A 17,664-nucleotide genomic window follows, 5' to 3' on the forward strand; every position below is an offset into this window, starting at 1 on the left:
GCACGCGTGCGAGTGCGTCGAGCATGACAAATCCGCAAGAAGTTCGCACTGCAATCCTGCCAGTTCACGGCAGGAACAGTTTGAACAGCCCCCCTCCAAGCGCTCCGCCATTGGAGATCTCTATGCGCCCGCGCACCCCGCCACTTTCATGCAGCGCCGCGATGCGCGCGGCAAAATAAAGGCCAAGGCCGGTGCTGCCGCTGTTCGAATCGATGCCCTGGCTGAACTCTTCCTGGCGTTCGAGCATGCGCTGTGGATAGCCCGGGCCGTCATCGTTGACACAAATGGCCAGCTGGTTGTCGGCTTCCTCGATGGTAATCAGCAAGGCATGCGCGGCGAAGCGGGTGGCGTTGGTGATGACGTTGGCGACCACCGAGGCCACCAGTTCGCGGTCGAAGAAGCCCAGTGGGTTATCAGTGTCGATGCGCCAGGTGGCGAGGATGTCCTTGTGCCTGAGCACTTCCTCGTGGGCCGCCAGCTGGGCTTCGATGAAGTCGTCCAGCTCGTGGTAGTCCGGGCACACCGGCAGCTGGTTGACACCCAGCTTGTACAACCCCAACAGCTGCACCAGCATGCCGTTGAGGTGGCGAAACTCATGCTCCATCACGCCCTGCTCGGCCCCCCCGCGCAGTTCCTCGGGCAAGCGCTCCACCCACTGGTTGTGGGACTGGATAAGCGCCGACAGGGAATTCTTCAGGTCGTGCACGGTGGAGGCGATCACCGTGGAAAAATCCAGCCCCTGGTTGTCTTGATTCATGCGCCGAACACCCGGATATGCAATTTGCGGTAACGGTCGTAACGGTTGTCGCTGACAGGGATACCGGCCACGCTGGTCAGGGCGTCGCGACACTCCTGCATGATTGCCGGCTGCGGGTTGTCACCGCCGATGCGCAGCAGCGCCTGGGCGGTATTCAGGGCGATGCTGATGTTCTTAGGCTGCAACCCCAGCGCCTTGCGGAACAGCTGCAGTGCCTCGCCGAGCTGCCCGCCCTGGTAACTGCGCACGCCCTGACGGTTGAGGGTGACCGCTTCGGTAATGGCGTTGAGCACGCTCGGGTCGTCGGTCAGCTTGCCCACCTTCTCCATCACCTTGGGATCATCGCCGTAACTTTCCACGCAGCCCCTCAGCACACCGATGGCGGCAGCTTCCTGACCCATGGCCTGCAATTGCGCGGCGACGGTGAGGGCCGAATCGACCGAGAAGAACTGGTTCATCTTGTCCAGGCGCTGGATCGCCTGCTCGGTCAGCTTGGCCGCCGTTTCCGGGTCCCCGGCCTGCTGCAGGCTGGCGGCCTTCATCATCCGCGCGCGCACTTGCAACCCTTGGTCTTCCGGATTTTCCTTGGCCACCTCGCTGAGCGTGGCGTTGATCTCGACCCGGGTGCGCGCATCCAGGCCAAAACCGGCATTCTTGCTCATCAGCGCCTGCACCAGGCCAAGATTGTTCTCAGGGTCCTTGTAGCGTGAGCTCTGGCCCTGGTTGACGGCATGGCGAAACGCTTTCGAGGCACTTTCGAAGTCTTCGTTTTCCAACGCCAGCTTGCCCAGCGTCGACTGACGGCGTACCGACAACGGCGACAGCCGCACGGCTTCTTCCAGCATGTTCTGCGCACGCTTGGTTTCGCCCTGGGCCACCAGCACCTCGGCCATGCCATCGTACAGGCCCGGCATGATCGGGAAGGCCTTGAGTGCCTGCTCGTACACGCCCTGGGCCTGGGCGTTCTGGCCACGCTTGTGCATCAGGCTGCCCAGTGCCGCGTACACCCATGGCTGTGGGCGGCTGGCGAGAATGGCCTTGAGGAACTTCTCCAGCTCCTCGAAGCGGCTGAGATTGCGCAAGGCATCGGCCCGATACCGCAGGCACAGCGGCGCCAGGCGTGGGTCGCGCTTGCACAGCTCGGCGCAGGCCGCCAGCACTTCGCCCGGCCGATTGCGGTCCAGGGCCTGCAGGATCGGCTTCAGCAGGTTCTTGCGCTGGTACAGCTTCTCGACGCGCTGGGCCAGGCCAACCCGGTTGAACGGCTTGGTCAGGTAGGCATCGGGCTCGTGCTCGATGGCGCTGAGGACAATGGCCTGGCTGCTCTCGGCCGTGACCATGATGAATATGCACTCATGGCTGATGTGCTTGTCGAGGATCAAGTCTTCGAGCACCTGCTGGCCGTTCTTCTTGCCGTCGCCCAGGTGGAAGTCCTGCAGAATCACGTCATAGCGCTTCTGCGCGCACATACGCAACGCTTGCTCGCCGCTGTCGGCGGTGTCCACGTCACGCACACCCAGCTCGCGCAGCATGGAACGGGTCGACGTGCGAAAGTCGGTAAAGTCGTCGACGATCAGAAAGCTCTTTTGCCCGTACTGCAGCATCAACACGACCTGCCTTGGAATAATTGAAAAATCGCGCGAAGCGATGCCACCGCTAGCTGTATCGGCAGCTGGCCGGGAAAGATGAGGATAGAGCATTGGCTGCCGGTAACCCGGGCCCTTGATCATGACTTTAGCGGGCAATACCCGGCGCAGCCAGTGTCAGGCCAGCAGCCCCAGCGATTTGGCCTTGGCCACTGCCTGGGTGCGCCGCTCTACCCCAAGCTTGCTGTTGATATGACTGGCGTGGGTCTTCACCGTGTGCAGGGAAATGAACAACCGCTCGCTGATCTGCTGGTTGGAACATCCCTGGGCAATCAGTTCGAGCACTGCCAATTCGCGGCTGCTCAGCGTTTCACTGCCGGCGTTCCCGGCGTTGGGCATCGGCGGCAGGCGCTTGAGCAACTCGGCCTGCACCGGGCTGGCGGCAGTTGCCTGCAACTGTTCGTGAAGCCATTGCGGATGTTGCTCCAGCAGTGGCTGGAACGGTTGCAGTACGCCGCCTTGGGCGGCTTCCAGCAGCCTGGGCAGCAACTGTGCGGCCTGCCCTTCGCGGCCCTCGTCCAGCAGCAAGGCAAGCCACTGGCACAGGGCATTGACGGTCAGCAGCCTGCCGCCACTGGCCTGGCCGCGCTCGACCAGGCCGGCCAGGCGTTGCTCCGCTTCGTCGCGACGCGACTGGGTACGGTCCAGCGACGCTTGTTGCAAGGCAATGTGCAACGGCAGCAACGGGTGGAACTCAGGCGCCGCCGCCGGCTGCTCGCCGCCATAGGTCTGGCCCAGCCGCAGCAGCCAGGACTCGGCCAGGTCCATGCGCCCCTGGGCAAGCCACAGCTCGCATTTGACCAGGGTGATCATGGCCAGGTAGTAGACCGGTGGTACATCCCAGATATGCATCAGCCGCTCGGCTTCGGCCAGTTCGGCAAAGGCTTCGGCAAACTGCCCTTCGCGGCCATCCAGCGTCGCAATCACGCAATGACCGATGAGCACGCTGATATCACGGCAGGCGCGCGCCTCGCCCAGCCCCGCACGCAAACGTGCACGGCCCTGGGCCGGCTGCAAGCGCGAGACCAGCAGGTAGCCTTCGTACAGGGTCAGGCGCGCACGCACGGCATACAGGCGCTGCGCCGAGAGCCCTTGCAGGCGTTGCAGCCCCTGGCGCACTTCGTCCAGCGCGCGCAGCACCTCGCCACGGGCGTGCAGCACCCGTGCGCGGTCGTAGTAAGCCAGGGCCTCGAACAACGGGTTGCCGACACGCTGCGCCAGCTCCAGTGCCTCGCGGTTCCAGCCACGGGCCCGCCAGAAATCACCATCGGCGATCGCCAGGTTGGACAACGTCGACAGGCACACCAGGCGCTGGCCATAACGCTTGCTCGGCAAGCTCTGCAGCGCTTCGCCGCAATAGGCCAGGGTGCGCTCGCGGTCGCCACGGCCACGGGCGATCACGCCGCTGAGCGCCAGCCACTGCGCCAGCATGGACTTCTGCGCGGTCGCCGAAGGCGCGGGCAGGAAGCGGCTGAGGAAACTCGCCAGTTCCTCTGCAGCGTCCAGCTGGCAGGCCAGGCCCAACGCCCAGCTGTACAGCACGATCAACCGCGGTGTGCTGATCAGCAGGCTGTCGGGCAGGTCCATCTTCCAGCGCAGCAACATGCCGACGTTCTGTTCGGCCAGCAATTGCTCCTCGGACAGGCTCTGCACCAGGTTGGCGGCGACATCGAGGTGGCCGGCCCGCAGCGCCTGCTCTACCGCCTCGTCCAGCAGGCCCTGGCTCTCGAACCAGCGGCAGGCGCGCAACTGCAGCCCTGCCAGCGGCTCGCTGGCCTGCCGGCTGCGCAACAGGTCGGAGAACAGGTGATGGTAGCGAAACCAGTGGCCATGTTCGTCCAGCGGCACCAGGAACACCTGGTGCGCCTGCAGGAAACGCAGGATCGCGGCACTGTCCTGGCGGCCACGCACGGCATCGCACAGCGGGGCACAGAAGCGCTCCTGGCAGGCCGTGTCGTACAGGAACGCCTGCACGTCGGCGGGCAGCATGTCGATGACTTCTTCCAGCAGGTAGTCGCGGATCAGGCCCTCGCCGCCATGCAGCGCCTGGGGCAGGGCCTGCTCGTCAGACGACTCGCTGGCCGCCAGCTGCCAGAAGCGCAACCCGGCCACCCAGCCGTCGCTGCGCTGGATCAGGTTGTCCAGGGCCTGGCCACGCAGGCCGGTGGGCTGGCGACCGATCACCGCCAGGGACTCTTCGGGGGTAAGGCGCAGGTCCTGCTCACTGAGCTCGACCAGTTGCCGCGACAGGCGCAGGCGCGCCAGGTGCCAGTCCGGACGCTGGCGGCTGGTAACCAGCAGCACCAGCCCGGGCGGCAGGTGATTGAGGAAGAACTGCAGGCAGCGGTCGAGCACCGGCCCCTGGGCCAGGTGATAGTCATCCAGCACCAGCAACAGCGGCGTATCGGCCTGCAGGTACAGCGCCAGCTCGTCGAGCAAGCCATCGAGCCATTCCTCGAAGGCGAACGGCTGGTGGCGCTGGCGCATCTTCAGCAGGCCCATGGCCTGGCCGCCCAACGCCGGGCAGTACTGCTGCAGGCCTTCGAGCAGGCGCTCAAGGAAGCGGCCAGGGTCGGCATCGCGTTGGCTCAGGCCCAGCCACAGGCTACGCCAGTGCTCGGGTAGTGCTTCGCAGAATTCGATGGCCAGCGAGCTTTTGCCAAACCCCGCAGGCGCGTTCACCAGCAGCAGCCGCCCACCGAGGCCGGCTTGCAGCCGCTGACACAGGCGCAGGCGCGGTACATGGCCGTCCGGCAAGGGTGGGCGGAAGAAACGCCCGTCCAGCAGGCCCAGGGCCTGGCTGGCGAATCCATGCGTACGGGACAGATCTGTCATGGCCGGCTCGTTCTGTTTGGAAGACTACGGCGGTATGGATGCTTGCGAGACTAGCCGGTAACGCTGCGCATTTGAAGATGATGGGCGCAGTTGCCCCGGAAAAGACTACGACAAAAAGCAACAACGCTGATGGACAGCGGCTGGAGCGGGGGTTTGGTGAGGTATTCAGCAGGTTTATCAGGCCGCAAGTGCCAATGGAAACGCCCCGGACAAGCCGGGGCGTTTCACGGTAGCGCAATACTTAGCGGATACCCGACTGGCGCAATGCCGCTGGCTGGAAGTCCGCCTTGCTGGCGCTGAAGCCGAAGTCGTAGGCGCGTTTCTCTTCGTTCTTCATGCCCAGGGCCAGGTAACGGCCCGACTGCAGGTCGTAGATGGCCTCCAGGGTGTACCAAGGCACATCCACGTTGTAGTACGGCTGGGCATGGGCCTCGGATACCCGCCACAGCTGGCCACGGCCGTCGTACTGGTCGATCACCGCAGCCTGCCAGGTGTCTTCATCGATGTAGAAGTCACGCTTGGCGTAGATGTGCCGCTGGCCCGGCTTCAACGTCGCAACCACGTGCCACACGCGGCGCAACTCGTAACGGGCCAGGTCCTGGTTGATGTGCCCGGCCTTGATGATGTCGGTGTACTTGAGCTTGGGGTCATCCAGCTTGAAGGCGTTGGAAGCGATGTACAGCTCCTTCTTGCCTTCGAGCTTCCAGTCATAGCGGTCTGGGGCGCCATTGAACATGTCCAGGTTATCCGACGTGCGCAGGCCGTCGGCGGCGGTACCCGGGCCATCATACGATACCTGCGGCGCCTGCCGCACACGGCGCTGGCCAGCGTTGTAGATCCACGCCTTGCGCGGTTCCTTCACCTGGTCGAGGGTTTCGTGCACCAGCAGCACGGTCCCGGCCAGGCGTGCAGGCGCGGTCACTTCCTGCTTGAAATAGAACAGGATATTGCCCGGGTTGTTCGGGTCGTAGTCCTTCATCCTTTCGCGGAAGACGAATTGGTCGGAGAAGTACACCGGGTTGAACGAGCCATTCTGCTGCGGCGTGGCCTGGGTCACCAGGCGGCTGACGCTGCCACCGCGGTAACGGGTGATATGGTTCCAGATCACTTCCAGGCCGCTTTTCGGGATAGGGAACGGCACGGCGGTGCGGAAGTTGCTCAAGCCGTTGCCGCCTTCGACCAAGGTGGTCTTGGTGGCGTTTTCCTTGATGGCGGCGAACACGTCAGCCGGTACCGTGGAACCACGATGGGTCTTGTATACCGGGATCTTGAAGGTGTCCGGGTAGCGCTTGAGCATCGCCAGCTGGCCCGGCGAAAGCTTGTCCTTGTACTGGTCGGCATTCTGCGCGGTGATGGTGAACAGCGGCTTTTCACTGCCGTACGGGTCGGACAGGAAGCCCCTGCCGTCGGCGCTGCCGGCGCTCTTCGACAACGGCTCCCATGGGCCGATCGAACCGTCGGCGTTGCCGGCCTTTTCGGCGCCCATCGGGGTCAGGGTGCTACCCAGCTTGGCCGCCTCGTCGGCGGATACCGCAGCCATGACGCTGGTCGCCAGCAGGGACAGGCCCAGTACACCGGCCTGCAGCAGACTTCTGGTCTTGTTCATGTCGTGTCGTCCTGGATCTGTGTGCTTAGAAGTTCACGCCGAAGCTGAGCGCGACGAAGTCACGGTCATCCACGGTGGTGTACTCGCCATCGAAGAAGTTGGTGTACGACAGGCTTGCCGTGTAGGTGTTCTGGTACTCGGCGTCGAGGCCCAGGCTGACCGCCTTGCGGCCTTCCTCGAAGTTGGCGCCAGGGCCCGGCGAGTAGCCGGAAACGTCATGCGACCAGGCCACGCTGGGTTTCAGGTTGACCCCGGCGAAAACGTCGTTGTAGTCCCAGATGACCCGAGCGCGGTAACCCCAGGAAGTACTGGTGGTAAAGCCATCGTTCTCGCAGTTGCGAGACAGGTTGGCGGTAGAGGCTCCAGCGCCTGCGCCCGCGATGGTGCTGGCATTGAGCGCCTGGCAAGTATCGGCACCACCGGTGGATGGCAGCGGGCCGGGGCCGAATACAGGGTCACGACCGTATCGGGTATCGTGCGCGCTCTCCAGGCCGCCGACATGAGTGACCCCCAACTCACCGACCACAGTCATGCGGCTGGCGCCCATCACCTGGTCGAAGAAATGCGTCAGGGTGGTCTGGAACTGCGTGATTTCCTTACGGCGGTAGCCGTGCAAGTCCTGCCCTGGCGTACCGCTCAGCAGCGATGCATTGCTCAAGGCGCCGCCAATCGGACGCACCCCGGCAAACAGGATATCCGTGGTATTGAGCTGCACGGGTGCGTTGGGGCGGTAGCTGAGTTCGCCGCTCCAGGCGGTCCCGGTGGGCAGGGTGGTGGAGAAGCTCAAGCCATAAAGGCGAATATCTTCGGGATACTCGACGAAGTACTCGGAATTGCCAGCCACGATCAGCGGTGCCAGCGCACGCAGCGGTGCAGGCAGGGCGCTCAACCCGCCAAACACGGAAGGCGGAGCACCTGTCGCGCTGAAGATCGGCGCACGGCTGTGATAGTTCATGAAATAAGCGCCGAACTCAGTATCCAGCGGCTCGAACATGTAACGCATCGCTACGCCGAACTGGCCGCTGTCGCGTGCATCACGATCAGCACCACGGCGTACCATCACCCCCTCTTCGTTGATATTCACGCCCCGGCTGGCCAGGAACTGCTGCGCCGCGCCCGGCACCGTGCGGCTGCTGTTGAGCACGCGCAGGTTGTCGGTACAACCGTCGGCAATGATGTCCGGCTGGGAGAAGAAGGTGCCGCAGTTGTCGACGACCGTCTGGTCCCATTCGATCTGGTAGAACGCCTCGGCCGACAGGTTGTCGGTGAGGCTCTGCGAAATGTAGAACATGTTGACCGGGATCAGGCCTTCCTTGATCTCGGCTCCCGGACGGCGGAACGCCGACACGTCGATCGGGTTGATCGAGTTGATGCCGCCACCGATGAAGGTACTTTCACCCCAGCTCACGACCTGCTTGCCCAGGCGTACCGAGCCCGGCTGATCGCCGATGGAATAGTTGTGGTAGACGAAGGCGTCGAGCAGCTCGGCGCCGGACGACTTGGCGCCTTCCTTGCGGTTGGAGTCGCTGATGTCCTTGAACTCCCGTCCTTCGTCCTTCAGCTCGAAGTCGTACCAGTACTTGCCACGGACGAACACACCGGTGTCGCCGTACTTGAGTTCCAGGTCATGGATACCCTTGAAGATCTTGGAGAAGGTTTCGCCCTTCTTGAAGTTCAGGTGGCCATCGTCCGATGTCTGCGACAGGCCCTTGCCGCCGTTGTTCACCCCGATCAGGTTCTTGTTGGGATTGGCTGTCGACCAGCTGGCGCCGATGGAGAGCGACGAGTCGAACTGGCCTTCGATTTCACCAATGTTGAAGCTGACAGCGAAAGCAGGACTTGCGAGCGTGGAAGCAAGGCTGACGGCCAGGGGCAACTTGGCCCGGCGCCAGAACAGGTTTGCAGATTTCATCGACGCTACTCCATGTACTTTTTTTGTTATGGCAGTGAGTCCTTTCAAGAACGGCCCGAGCGACCGGATGCAGGCTTGCGCCCGCGACGACATGGCTTGCGCATGCCGCCAACCCCCATTCCTGAAAATCCCCTGGCCCCGACTATAGCCAGCAAGGCACAGGCGCTTGATCCCTCTAAAGTGTGATTTGCGCTCCGTGCTGCCAACGCGCTGCAATCTGGTATCGGTAGCGGGCTGACAGTGCTAAAGGATGGCGTATTTCCGCCATTTGGCAAGGACCTGACCGCTCTAGGATGCGGGCCGGGTGCTGCGCACCGCGACCCGCAGGGCGGTTACAGCGTGGAAAGGAACGCGCTGTTGCTGGCCTGCCACTGCACGATGTCCTGGCGGATACGTTTCTTGTCGAGCTTGCCGACACTGGTCTTGGGAATTTCAGTAACAACGGCGATCTGGCTGGGAATCGCCCATTTGTTGATATGGCCTTGCTCGACGAACGGCTTGAGGTGCTCCTTGAGCGTCCTGGCGTCGATGGCCTGGCCGTCACGCACCACCAGCAGGGCAAACGGCCGCTCGCCCCACTGTGGGTCGGCCACCCCGACCACCGCCACTTCGCGCACCGCCGGGTGGCGGCTGATCAGGTCTTCGAGGTCGAGTGAAGATACCCATTCGCCGCCGGTCTTGATCACGTCCTTGATCCGGTCGCGGATGTCGATGTAACCCATGCCGTCCAGCGTGGCGACGTCACCGGTGTGCAGCCAGCCCCCCTGCCACAGCTCCTCGCTCTTTTCCGGCTCCTTGAAATAGCCCAGGGTCAGCCACGGCGCACGCAGCACCAGCTCGCCCTGGGTTTCGCCATCGGCGGGCAGGAAGTTGCCATTGCCATCGACAATCGCCGCCTCGACCAGCGGTACCGGCACGCCAGCCTTGATGCGGTAGGTGACGCGCTCATCCTCGCTGCCGGCCTGCAACTCGTCGTTCAGGTGCGCGGCGGAGATCAGCGGGCAGGTTTCCGACATGCCATACGCCGCGGTCAGCTGGATGCCGCGAGCCAGGGCAGCCTGATACAGCGAACGGTTGAGCGCGCTACCGCCGATGATGATTTTCCAGCCGCCAAAGTCCTGCCCTTGCGCGGTCGGGCAGTTGAGCAGCATCTGCAGGATGGTCGGCACGCAATGGGAGAACGTGACCTTCTCCTCACGCCACAGCCTGACCAGCATCTCCGGTTCGTAGCGGCCGGGGTACACCTGCTTCATGCCGAGCATGGTCGCGGCGTAAGGGATGCCCCAGGCATGCACGTGGAACATCGGGGTGATCGGCATGTACACGTCATTGCTGCCCAGCAGGCGCACGCTGTCGATGCTGCCGGTCACCGACGCTTCGGCCAGGGTATGCAGCACCAGTTGCCGGTGAGTGAAGTAGACACCCTTGGGGTTGCCGGTGGTACCCGTGGTGTAGAAAGTAGTGGCCACCGAATTTTCGTCGAAATCGGGGAAGTCGTAGCGCGGGCTGGCGGCGGCCAGCAATTGCTCATACTCGCCGACCAGGCCAGGCAGCTCGGCGGTCTTGTCCGGGCCATCGGTCAGCAGCAAGGTCTTGTCGACAGTGGTCAACTGCCCGGCAATCGACTGGTACAGGCCGACGAAGTCGCTGTTGACCAGCACCAAGCGGTCTTCGGCGTGGTTCATGGTGTAAAGAATCTGCTCTGGCGACAGGCGCACGTTGATGGTATGCACCACCGCACCGATCATCGGGATGGCGAACATGCATTCCAGGTAGCGGTGACTGTCCCAGTCCATCACGGCCACGGTGTCACCCGCCTTCACGCCGGCTTCGGTGAGCACGTTGGCCAGGCGCGCGATGCGTTCGTTGAGCTGCGGGTAGGTCAGCCGCAACTGGTCGCGGTAGACGATTTCGCGGGTCTTTTCATAGCGGCTGCCGGACATCAGCAGGCGTTTGATCAGCAGCGGGTAGGCGTAGGCGCCCTCGGTGGGCTTGATGATGCGGGTCTGCAACATGGGTATCCCTTTTCGGAAAAGGCGGGCCGGACAACTCTGGCAATTACTGTAGTCCGCCAATGTGACGGCCAAATCAGCCGAAGGAATGATTTGCGCGCCAAAGGTATGAGTGGAGGCGTTGACGGGCGGTAACCGCGGGCTAGACACTGCGCCGACAGCTTCAGGACTTGTCCCCGGATCTACAACCCTTCCGCGGCCAGAACACCGATACCCATGCCCTGCAACGGAGAGCCCCATGCCCAGCCCGCGACGTGCCGTGTTTCTCGATCACCAGTCCCTGGACCTGGGTGATCTCGACCTCTCGCCCTTGAAGCAGCAATTCGACGAATTCGAGCTCTACGCCGCCACTCGCCCGGAGCAGGTTGCCGAGCGGCTGCAGGGTGCGGTGGCGGTGATCAGCAACAAGGTCATGCTCGACGCTGCAACGCTGGGCGCCAACCCGCAGTTGAAGCTGATCCTGGTCGCCGCCACCGGCACCAACAATGTCGACCTGGCGGCAGCGCGCGCCCAGGGTGTCACCGTGTGCAACTGCCAAGGCTACGGCACACCGTCCGTGGCCCAGCACACCCTCGCCCTGCTGCTGGCCCTGGCCACTCGCCTGTGCGACTACAACCAGGCGGTAGCCGACGGCCGGTGGGCCAAGGCCAGCCAGTTCTGCCTGCTGGACTTCCCTATCGTCGAACTCGAAGGCAAGACCTTGGGCCTGCTCGGCCACGGCGAACTGGGCGGCGCGGTGGCGCGGCTGGCCGAAGCCTTTGGCATGCGCGTGCTGAGCGGGCAGATCCCCGGCCGCCCGCAACGGCCAGACCGGCTGCCGCTGGACGAACTGCTGCCGCAAGTCGACGCCCTGACCCTGCATTGCCCGCTGAACGAATACACCCGGCACATGCTCGGTGCGCGCGAACTGGCGCTGCTCAAGCCCGGCGCACTGGTGGTCAACACCGCTCGCGGCGGCCTGATCGACGAGCAGGCGCTGGCCGACGCACTGCGCAGCGGCCACCTGGGTGGCGCCGCCACCGACGTGTTGAGCGCAGAGCCGCCGGTCAATGGCAACCCGCTGCTTGAACCCGGTATTCCGCGCCTGGTCATCACCCCGCACAGTGCCTGGGGTGCGGTGGAATCGCGCCAGCGCATCGTCGGCCAGCTGAGCGAAAACGCCCAGGCTTTCTTCGCCGGGCAGCCGCGCCGCGTGGTCAGCTGAGCGCGGCGCCCGGCTCTGCTACACTGCGCCACTTTTTCCGGAGGCATCGTCCATGGACCCGCGCAGTGAAGTGTTGCTCCGCCAGGCAGAGCTGTTCCAAGGGTCGCTGCTGATTGCCGGCGCCCCCGCCGACGACCTGCTCGGCCAGTTGCCCCAGGCCCAGGCCTGGACCTGGCATGCGGGCGATCAGGGCATGCTGCAGAGCCGTTACATCGGCCGCAGTCACTACGGGGTCGAACCCCCGGACGTGGCCTTCGACCGTGCGGTGCTGTTCCTGCCCAAGTCCCGCGAACTGGCTGGCTACCTGCTCAATGCACTGGCGTCGCGCCTGGCCGGCCGTGAACTGTACCTGGTAGGCGAAAAGCGCGGTGGCATCGAAGGCGCTGCCAAACAGTTGCAGGCCTTCGGCAAGCCACGCAAGCTCGACAGCGCCCGCCATTGCCAGCTTTGGCAAGTGACCATCGCGCAGGTGCCACAGTTAACCCCCCTGGCAAACCTGGCCGAACGCTTCGAGCTGGCCCTCGAAGACGGCCCGCTGCAGGTGGTCAGCCTGCCCGGCGTGTTCAGCCATGGCCGCCTCGATCGCGGTACCGCCCTGCTGCTCAAGCACCTCGACGGCCTGCCGAGCGGGCATGTGCTGGACTTCGGCTGCGGTGCCGGGGTGCTCGGCGCTACGGTCAAACGCCGTTATCCACAAAGCCGGGTAACCCTGCTGGACGTGGATGCCTTCGCGGTGGCTGCCAGCCGGCTGACCTTGGCCGCCAACGGCCTGGAAGGTGAAGTGATCAGCGGTGACGGCATTGACGCTGCCCCTACCGAACTGAGCCTGATTCTGAGCAACCCGCCGTTCCACACAGGGGTTCATACCAATTACCAGGCATCGGAGAACTTGCTGACAAGATCGGCGAAGCATCTGCGAAAAGGCGGCGAAATGCGCCTGGTTGCCAACAGTTTCCTGCGTTACCAGCCGCTGATCGAAGGCGCGCTGGGCAACTGCCAGGTGTGCGACGAGGCCGATGGCTTCCGCATCTACCGGGCAACACGCGGATAAAAACAGCGCTTGCCGAAAGCGTTTTGCCTAGGCAGAATCCGCACCGTCCTAGGGGAGTAGTCTCCCGCGAGCGCCCAGCTCGCCCGGTACGCGTCAACATACTTGGTCCACAGACCATGGCGCGTGCGACCCACCATGCAGCCTGCATGGCGAGATCCGCGTAGACGGATCCAGGGTTTGACAAGACCTATGACACGCACACCTTACCCGGGGCGGGGAGGCTGTACGTGTCATAGCCGTGTCGACCCGCCCCCGTAGGAATACTGATGCTGGAATCTCTGCTGGTCCCCACCGCAATCGTTGCGCTCGCCGAAATTGGCGACAAGACGCAACTGCTCGCGCTCATTCTCGCTGCCCGCTTCCGCAAGCCGTGGCCGATCATCGCCGGCATCATCGCCGCGACCCTGGCCAACCATGCTGCGGCCGGTGCCGTGGGGGCATGGGTCGGCAGCTTCTTCAGCGATTCGGCATTGCACTGGGTCCTGGCCGCCAGCTTTACCGCCACCGCGCTGTGGACCCTGGTACCGGACAAGATGGATGACGACGAGAGCCCGGCACGCCGCTTCGGGCCGTTCCTGACGACGTTGATTGCCTTCTTCCTGGCGGAAATCGGTGACAAGACCCAGGTCGCCACGGTGATGCTGGCGGCTCAGTATCCGCACCTGATCATGGTCATCATCGGCACCACCCTGGGCATGCTGATTGCCAACGTGCCGGTGGTGCTGGCAGGTAACTTCGCAGCGGACAAACTGCCGCTGACGCTGATTCGTCGCCTCGCCGCGACGGCGTTCTTCGTGCTGGCGATCGTGGCCGTCTACTCGGCGATGAAGGCCAGTGGCTGGGTCGGATAATCAGGAAGACGGGGCCGCGAAGCGGCCCCATGACAGTCATTACTTTTTGGCAGCCTGATACAGCGGCATGACCTTCGGAATCGCCGCCTGCAACGAAGCGATACGGCTCGCCGACGCCGGGTGGGTGCTCATGAACTCAGGCGGTGCACCTTCGGAAGCCTTGGTCATCTTGTTCCACAGGGTGATTGCGGCGTTCGGGTCGTAACCGGCACGCGCCGAGAGTTCCAGGCCAATCAGGTCGGCCTCGTTCTCGTTGGCCCGGCTGTTAGGCAGGGTCATGGCATAGTTCACCACGGTGTCGGCCAGGGCCATGCTGCTCTGGCCCAGGCCGAAGATGGCGCCAGCACCCTGGCGGGCCATCTCGACGCCATATGCCTTGGACATCGCTTCGCGGCTGTGTTCACGCAAGGCGTGGGCGATCTCGTGGCCGACCACCGCGGCGATTTCCGCATCGGTGAGCTGAAGCTGGTCGATCAGCCCGGTGTAGACGATGATCTTGCCACCCGGGCCGCAGTTGGCGTTGAGTTCGTCACTCTTGATCACATTGACCTGCCAGTCCCACTGCGCGGCATCCGGGCGGAACTTGGGGGTCTGGGCGATCAGGCGGTTGGCGATGGCCTGCACACGCTTGGCATCGGCGCTGGACTTGTCGAGCACGCCTTTGCTGGATGCCTCGCCGAGGGTCTGCTGGTACGACTGGGCATACATCTTGTTGACTTCATCGGCCGAAAGCATGCTGAACATGTATTGCTGGCGTTCGACGCCGACAGCACCGCCGCTGGTGGTATTCACCGCCTGGCAGCCGGCCAGCAGGATGCCAGCACTCAAGAGGCTGACGACAAAAGACTTACGCATGAAAACACTCCCTTTCCTACATGCGCCGTATCCTAGGCTGACTGGCCTGTGGGCCGCCATAGCCGTAGAGAAGATTTTCACTGAAGCCTCGATACGCCGGTTCAGGCAGGCCATCAGGCCGGGGTCAGGCACTCTGGTGCATCCAGCTTCGGGTCATTGACGAAGTTGGCCAACGCCCGCTCACGCAACTGTGCCGACGGGCTGGCCAGCAGCTCGTGCAGGCGCGTCAGAGGCGTGTCCGGGTCAAGCCAGGCCGCCTGCCCTGCTTCATCCAGAATCAACGGCCGACGCTGGTTCATGGCCGCCTGGGTCACCACCGCACAACTCAGCCACACTTGGTCCTGCACGGGGTAAGCCTCCCATATGGCGGCGAAGTATAGCGACGCGCCCTCCCCTGGGGTCAACCAGTACGGGCGCTTGCGTACACTGCCACGCCATTCGTAGAAACCGTTGGCCGGCATCAGGCAGCGCCGCTGGCGGAACGCATCGCGAAACATCGGCTGTTCGGCCAGGGTCTCGGCGCGGGCATGGGCCGGGGTACGGGACAGGTCGGTGAGCCAGGCCGGGGTCAGCCCCCAGCGCGCCTTGGCCAATTGCAACTGGCCGTCCAGCTGCCGCTGGATCAGTACCGAAGCCCCTGGCGAGATGTTCCATTGGGCTGGCTGCCCGGCAGGAAAGCCCGGTAGGCAGGCCAGCGCCTGGGGCCAGCGAAACAGCGCGTAACGTCCACACATGGGCGAATTCAGAACCTAACAGATCAAGGTACCGGGAAAACTCTCCGGTTCGTCGCCAACCAGTGGCTGGGCGTCATTGTACGCATCGATCAGCTGTCGTGCGTATTCGGCCTGCTCATCAGCCACGGCCAGCCCCAGCAGGCCTTGCAGCGGCAACTCGCCGGCGGCACCGACCAGGTCGCGGCCGACCACGTGTACTTCAACGCCTTCGCTGGCAAGCATGCCCGCCAGCATTTCCGCCTCGAGCAGGCTTTCCGGTTCGTAGATTCGCTGCATCAGGCGTCATCCTCGCGGCGGACTTCGAGCATCCATTCGTCGCCATGGACCTGCAGAATGAACACCACAGGCTGGCAGCACACCTGGCAATCCTCGGTATAGACCTGGTCGCCAGCCGACAGATCGACGGTGGTCTCCACCCGTTCGCCACAATACGGGCAATCATAGAAGTCGGTTTCCAGCATCGCGGCCTCCGCAGTGACTTATGCGTATAATTGCCGGTCTGTTTACAGGGCCTGTGTGCGTCCGAGCCGTTTTTCGGAGCCCGTCCCTACATTATTACCCTAGCCGTTTCCAACAAGAGAGCATGATGGGCGAATTCGATGCCATCCGACCGTACGACGACGCTGAGGTCCCTGCCGTTCTGGCACGCCTGCTCAGCGACCCGGCATTCCTCGATATCCTCACCCACTTCCGCTTCCCGCGTGCGGCCGGCGCCCTGGGCTGGTTGCTCAAGCCGCTGATCGCACGCCGCCTGCGCAAGGAATTCGCCGGCGTCAGCTGTGTCTCGACCTTGCAGGACAAAGTCGAATACTACGTCGACCAGACCATCGACCGCGCCACCGACGGCGTCACCTATTCGGGCGTGGAGCAGCTCAAGGCCGGTACCGCCTACCTGTTCCTGGCCAACCACCGCGACATCGTCATGGACCCGGCCTTCGTCAACTACGCGGTTTACCACGCCGGCCTGCCCACGCCGCGCATCGCCATTGGTGACAACCTGCTACAGAAACCCTTCGTCAGCGACATGATGCGCCTGAACAAGAGCTTCATCGTGCACCGGTCGCTCAGCGGGCGTCGCGAGAAGCTGGCCGCCTACCAGTTGCTTTCGGCGTACATCAACCACTCGATCCGCAACGACGTGACATCGATCTGGATCGCCCAGGCCGAAGGCCGCGCCAAGGACGGTGACGACCGCACCGACTCGGCGATTCTCAAGATGTTCCACATGAGCCGCAAGGACGAACCGTTCGGCGCGGTGATCCAGAGCCTGAACCTGACGCCGGTGTCGATCAGCTATGAATACGACCCGTGCGACCAGGCCAAGGCCCGCGAGCTGTATATCCGCGCCACCACCGGCACCTACAAGAAGGCGCCAGGTGAGGATGACAACAGCATCGCCAAGGGCATTACCGGCTACAAAGGCAGGGTGCATATCAACTTCGCCCCTCCGGTGACCGAGTACTACGAAGACACCAAGCAGCTGGCGGCGGAAATCGACCGTCAGATCCTCGGCGGCTACCGGCTGTTCCCGGTCCACTACCTGGCGTATGCGATGTGGGAAGGCAAGGATGAGTCCTTGCAGGTACCGAGCGCCGATAACGTATTCCCGGCCGATGAGCTGGCCCGGGCCAGAGAGGAATGGCAACGCCGCCTGGATGCCTGCCCTGAAGAGCAGCGGCCGTACCTGGTGTTGCAGTATGCCACGCCGGTGCGTAACCAGTACCAGGTCAGGCAGCAGGCACCGGTCGCCTGATGGCATCGGGGCTGCTTCGCAGCCCCGGTTTGTCAGACCCAGGTACTGAACCAGGACAGCAGCAACGCCATCGCCAGGCAGGAAAAGCCGAGAATGTAGAAATAGCGCGGCACCCGAAGGTCGAACGCGTCCACTACCCCCTCGCCCATTGCCATGTACTCGCGGGTCTCGGCCTCGCGCCGCCGCGCACCGTGCAGCAGCAGCCCGCCCGGGCAGGTCAGCAGCAGCGCCAGCAGATTGATCAGTTTGGCCGGGTGGGCGGCCAGGAACCCCCAGAGCACTTGCAAGGACATCACGCAACCTCGGTGTGAGCGACGAGGCCCGCATTCTACCCAAGTCAAGCCCTGACACCCGGCCCGGGCGACAAAGTGTCATTAAATTTCATCTGTCATGTGCTCGTCATCTGAACAGGCCACCCTGTCGGCCTTTCAATGACCCGGAGCTAGTT

General features: G+C 63.6%; 15 protein-coding genes and 1 riboswitch. Of the genes, 4 read left to right on the forward strand and 11 right to left on the reverse strand.

Annotated elements, in window-relative coordinates; translation table 11 throughout:
* Positions 1-64: 64 nt before the first annotated feature.
* The 6 genes from B4L76_RS08430 to B4L76_RS08455 all read right to left on the reverse strand — a co-directional run bounded on the left by B4L76_RS08430 (position 65) and on the right by B4L76_RS08455 (position 10,771).
* Positions 65-757 (reverse strand): sensor histidine kinase, encoded by a 693-nt coding sequence (locus B4L76_RS08430; RefSeq protein WP_296231778.1) that lies wholly within the window; start codon positions 755-757, stop codon positions 65-67.
* The gene (locus B4L76_RS08435) at positions 754-2,361 is read right to left on the reverse strand and encodes a response regulator (protein WP_296231779.1); all 1,608 of its coding nucleotides are present in this window, start codon (positions 2,359-2,361) and stop codon (positions 754-756) included. Before B4L76_RS08435 ends, B4L76_RS08430 begins: the two co-directional genes overlap by 4 nt.
* 159 nt (positions 2,362-2,520) lie before the next feature.
* Entirely contained in the window at positions 2,521-5,238 is a 2,718-nt protein-coding gene (locus tag B4L76_RS08440) for a LuxR C-terminal-related transcriptional regulator (protein WP_296231780.1), read from the reverse strand.
* Positions 5,239-5,479: 241 nt separating this feature from the next.
* Positions 5,480-6,844 (reverse strand): DUF1329 domain-containing protein, encoded by a 1,365-nt coding sequence (locus B4L76_RS08445; RefSeq protein ID WP_296231781.1) that lies wholly within the window; start codon positions 6,842-6,844, stop codon positions 5,480-5,482.
* 25 nt (positions 6,845-6,869) lie between these two features.
* The gene (locus B4L76_RS08450) at positions 6,870-8,756 is read right to left on the reverse strand and encodes a DUF1302 domain-containing protein (protein ID WP_296231782.1); all 1,887 of its coding nucleotides are present in this window, start codon (positions 8,754-8,756) and stop codon (positions 6,870-6,872) included.
* 332 nt (positions 8,757-9,088) lie between these two features.
* Positions 9,089-10,771, reverse strand: coding sequence for a fatty acid--CoA ligase (locus B4L76_RS08455; RefSeq protein ID WP_296231783.1), 1,683 nt, complete (start codon positions 10,769-10,771; stop codon positions 9,089-9,091).
* 235 nt (positions 10,772-11,006) lie between these two features.
* Between B4L76_RS08455 and B4L76_RS08460 the strand changes: the two genes are divergently transcribed.
* The 3 genes from B4L76_RS08460 (at position 11,007) to B4L76_RS08470 (ending at position 13,874) form a co-directional block, all read left to right on the forward strand.
* A complete protein-coding gene (locus B4L76_RS08460) occupies positions 11,007-11,972 on the forward strand; it encodes a 2-hydroxyacid dehydrogenase (RefSeq protein ID WP_296231784.1) in 966 nt (321 codons plus the stop codon).
* Positions 11,973-12,024: 52 nt separating this feature from the next.
* Positions 12,025-13,023, forward strand: coding sequence for a class I SAM-dependent methyltransferase (locus tag B4L76_RS08465; RefSeq protein WP_296231785.1), 999 nt, complete (start codon positions 12,025-12,027; stop codon positions 13,021-13,023).
* A 39-nt stretch (positions 13,024-13,062) separates the two neighbouring features.
* A riboswitch (yybP-ykoY riboswitch) is annotated at positions 13,063-13,202 on the forward strand.
* An 87-nt stretch (positions 13,203-13,289) separates the two neighbouring features.
* Complete coding sequence (locus tag B4L76_RS08470) at positions 13,290-13,874, forward strand: TMEM165/GDT1 family protein (RefSeq protein WP_186673688.1); 585 nt, start codon at positions 13,290-13,292, stop codon at positions 13,872-13,874.
* 39 nt (positions 13,875-13,913) lie between these two features.
* On the opposite strand, the gene B4L76_RS08475 is transcribed toward B4L76_RS08470, so the two are convergent.
* The 4 genes from B4L76_RS08475 to B4L76_RS08490 form a co-directional block, all read right to left on the reverse strand.
* Positions 13,914-14,729, reverse strand: coding sequence for a M48 family metallopeptidase (locus B4L76_RS08475; protein WP_296231786.1), 816 nt, complete (start codon positions 14,727-14,729; stop codon positions 13,914-13,916).
* A 113-nt stretch (positions 14,730-14,842) separates the two neighbouring features.
* A complete protein-coding gene (locus B4L76_RS08480; RefSeq protein ID WP_296231787.1) occupies positions 14,843-15,463 on the reverse strand; it encodes an SOS response-associated peptidase in 621 nt (206 codons plus the stop codon).
* A gap of 15 nt (positions 15,464-15,478) precedes the next feature.
* Positions 15,479-15,739, reverse strand: a complete 261-nt coding sequence (locus B4L76_RS08485; protein ID WP_296231789.1) for a putative signal transducing protein — start codon at positions 15,737-15,739, stop codon at positions 15,479-15,481.
* Positions 15,739-15,924 (reverse strand): CPXCG motif-containing cysteine-rich protein, encoded by a 186-nt coding sequence (locus B4L76_RS08490; RefSeq protein WP_176516808.1) that lies wholly within the window; start codon positions 15,922-15,924, stop codon positions 15,739-15,741. Before B4L76_RS08490 ends, B4L76_RS08485 begins: the two co-directional genes overlap by 1 nt.
* 122 nt (positions 15,925-16,046) lie before the next feature.
* Here B4L76_RS08490 and B4L76_RS08495 point away from each other — a divergent pair, with 122 nt between their 5' ends.
* Positions 16,047-17,216 carry a 1-acyl-sn-glycerol-3-phosphate acyltransferase gene (locus B4L76_RS08495; RefSeq protein ID WP_296231790.1) on the forward strand — a complete coding sequence of 390 codons (1,170 nt, stop codon included), beginning with the start codon at positions 16,047-16,049 and terminating at the stop codon, positions 17,214-17,216.
* 32 nt (positions 17,217-17,248) lie between these two features.
* On the opposite strand, the gene B4L76_RS08500 is transcribed toward B4L76_RS08495, so the two are convergent.
* Complete coding sequence (locus B4L76_RS08500) at positions 17,249-17,509, reverse strand: hypothetical protein (RefSeq protein WP_296231791.1); 261 nt, start codon at positions 17,507-17,509, stop codon at positions 17,249-17,251.
* Between the last annotated feature and the right edge of the window lie 155 nt (positions 17,510-17,664).

It is taken from the genome of Pseudomonas sp. UBA4617, assembly GCF_002386445.1.
GTDB lineage: Bacteria > Pseudomonadota > Gammaproteobacteria > Pseudomonadales > Pseudomonadaceae > Aquipseudomonas.

Coding starts and splice junctions, on each gene's coding strand:
- B4L76_RS08430 (WP_296231778.1), bottom strand. CDS start 757: ATGAATCAAGACAACCAGGGGCTGGATTTTTCCACGGTGATCGCCTCC.
- B4L76_RS08435 (WP_296231779.1), bottom strand. CDS start 2,361: ATGCTGCAGTACGGGCAAAAGAGCTTTCTGATCGTCGACGACTTTACC.
- B4L76_RS08440 (WP_296231780.1), bottom strand. CDS start 5,238: ATGACAGATCTGTCCCGTACGCATGGATTCGCCAGCCAGGCCCTGGGC.
- B4L76_RS08445 (WP_296231781.1), bottom strand. CDS start 6,844: ATGAACAAGACCAGAAGTCTGCTGCAGGCCGGTGTACTGGGCCTGTCC.
- B4L76_RS08450 (WP_296231782.1), bottom strand. CDS start 8,756: ATGAAATCTGCAAACCTGTTCTGGCGCCGGGCCAAGTTGCCCCTGGCC.
- B4L76_RS08455 (WP_296231783.1), bottom strand. CDS start 10,771: ATGTTGCAGACCCGCATCATCAAGCCCACCGAGGGCGCCTACGCCTAC.
- B4L76_RS08460 (WP_296231784.1), top strand. CDS start 11,007: ATGCCCAGCCCGCGACGTGCCGTGTTTCTCGATCACCAGTCCCTGGAC.
- B4L76_RS08465 (WP_296231785.1), top strand. CDS start 12,025: ATGGACCCGCGCAGTGAAGTGTTGCTCCGCCAGGCAGAGCTGTTCCAA.
- B4L76_RS08470 (WP_186673688.1), top strand. CDS start 13,290: ATGCTGGAATCTCTGCTGGTCCCCACCGCAATCGTTGCGCTCGCCGAA.
- B4L76_RS08475 (WP_296231786.1), bottom strand. CDS start 14,729: ATGCGTAAGTCTTTTGTCGTCAGCCTCTTGAGTGCTGGCATCCTGCTG.
- B4L76_RS08480 (WP_296231787.1), bottom strand. CDS start 15,463: ATGTGTGGACGTTACGCGCTGTTTCGCTGGCCCCAGGCGCTGGCCTGC.
- B4L76_RS08485 (WP_296231789.1), bottom strand. CDS start 15,739: ATGCAGCGAATCTACGAACCGGAAAGCCTGCTCGAGGCGGAAATGCTG.
- B4L76_RS08490 (WP_176516808.1), bottom strand. CDS start 15,924: ATGCTGGAAACCGACTTCTATGATTGCCCGTATTGTGGCGAACGGGTG.
- B4L76_RS08495 (WP_296231790.1), top strand. CDS start 16,047: ATGATGGGCGAATTCGATGCCATCCGACCGTACGACGACGCTGAGGTC.
- B4L76_RS08500 (WP_296231791.1), bottom strand. CDS start 17,509: ATGTCCTTGCAAGTGCTCTGGGGGTTCCTGGCCGCCCACCCGGCCAAA.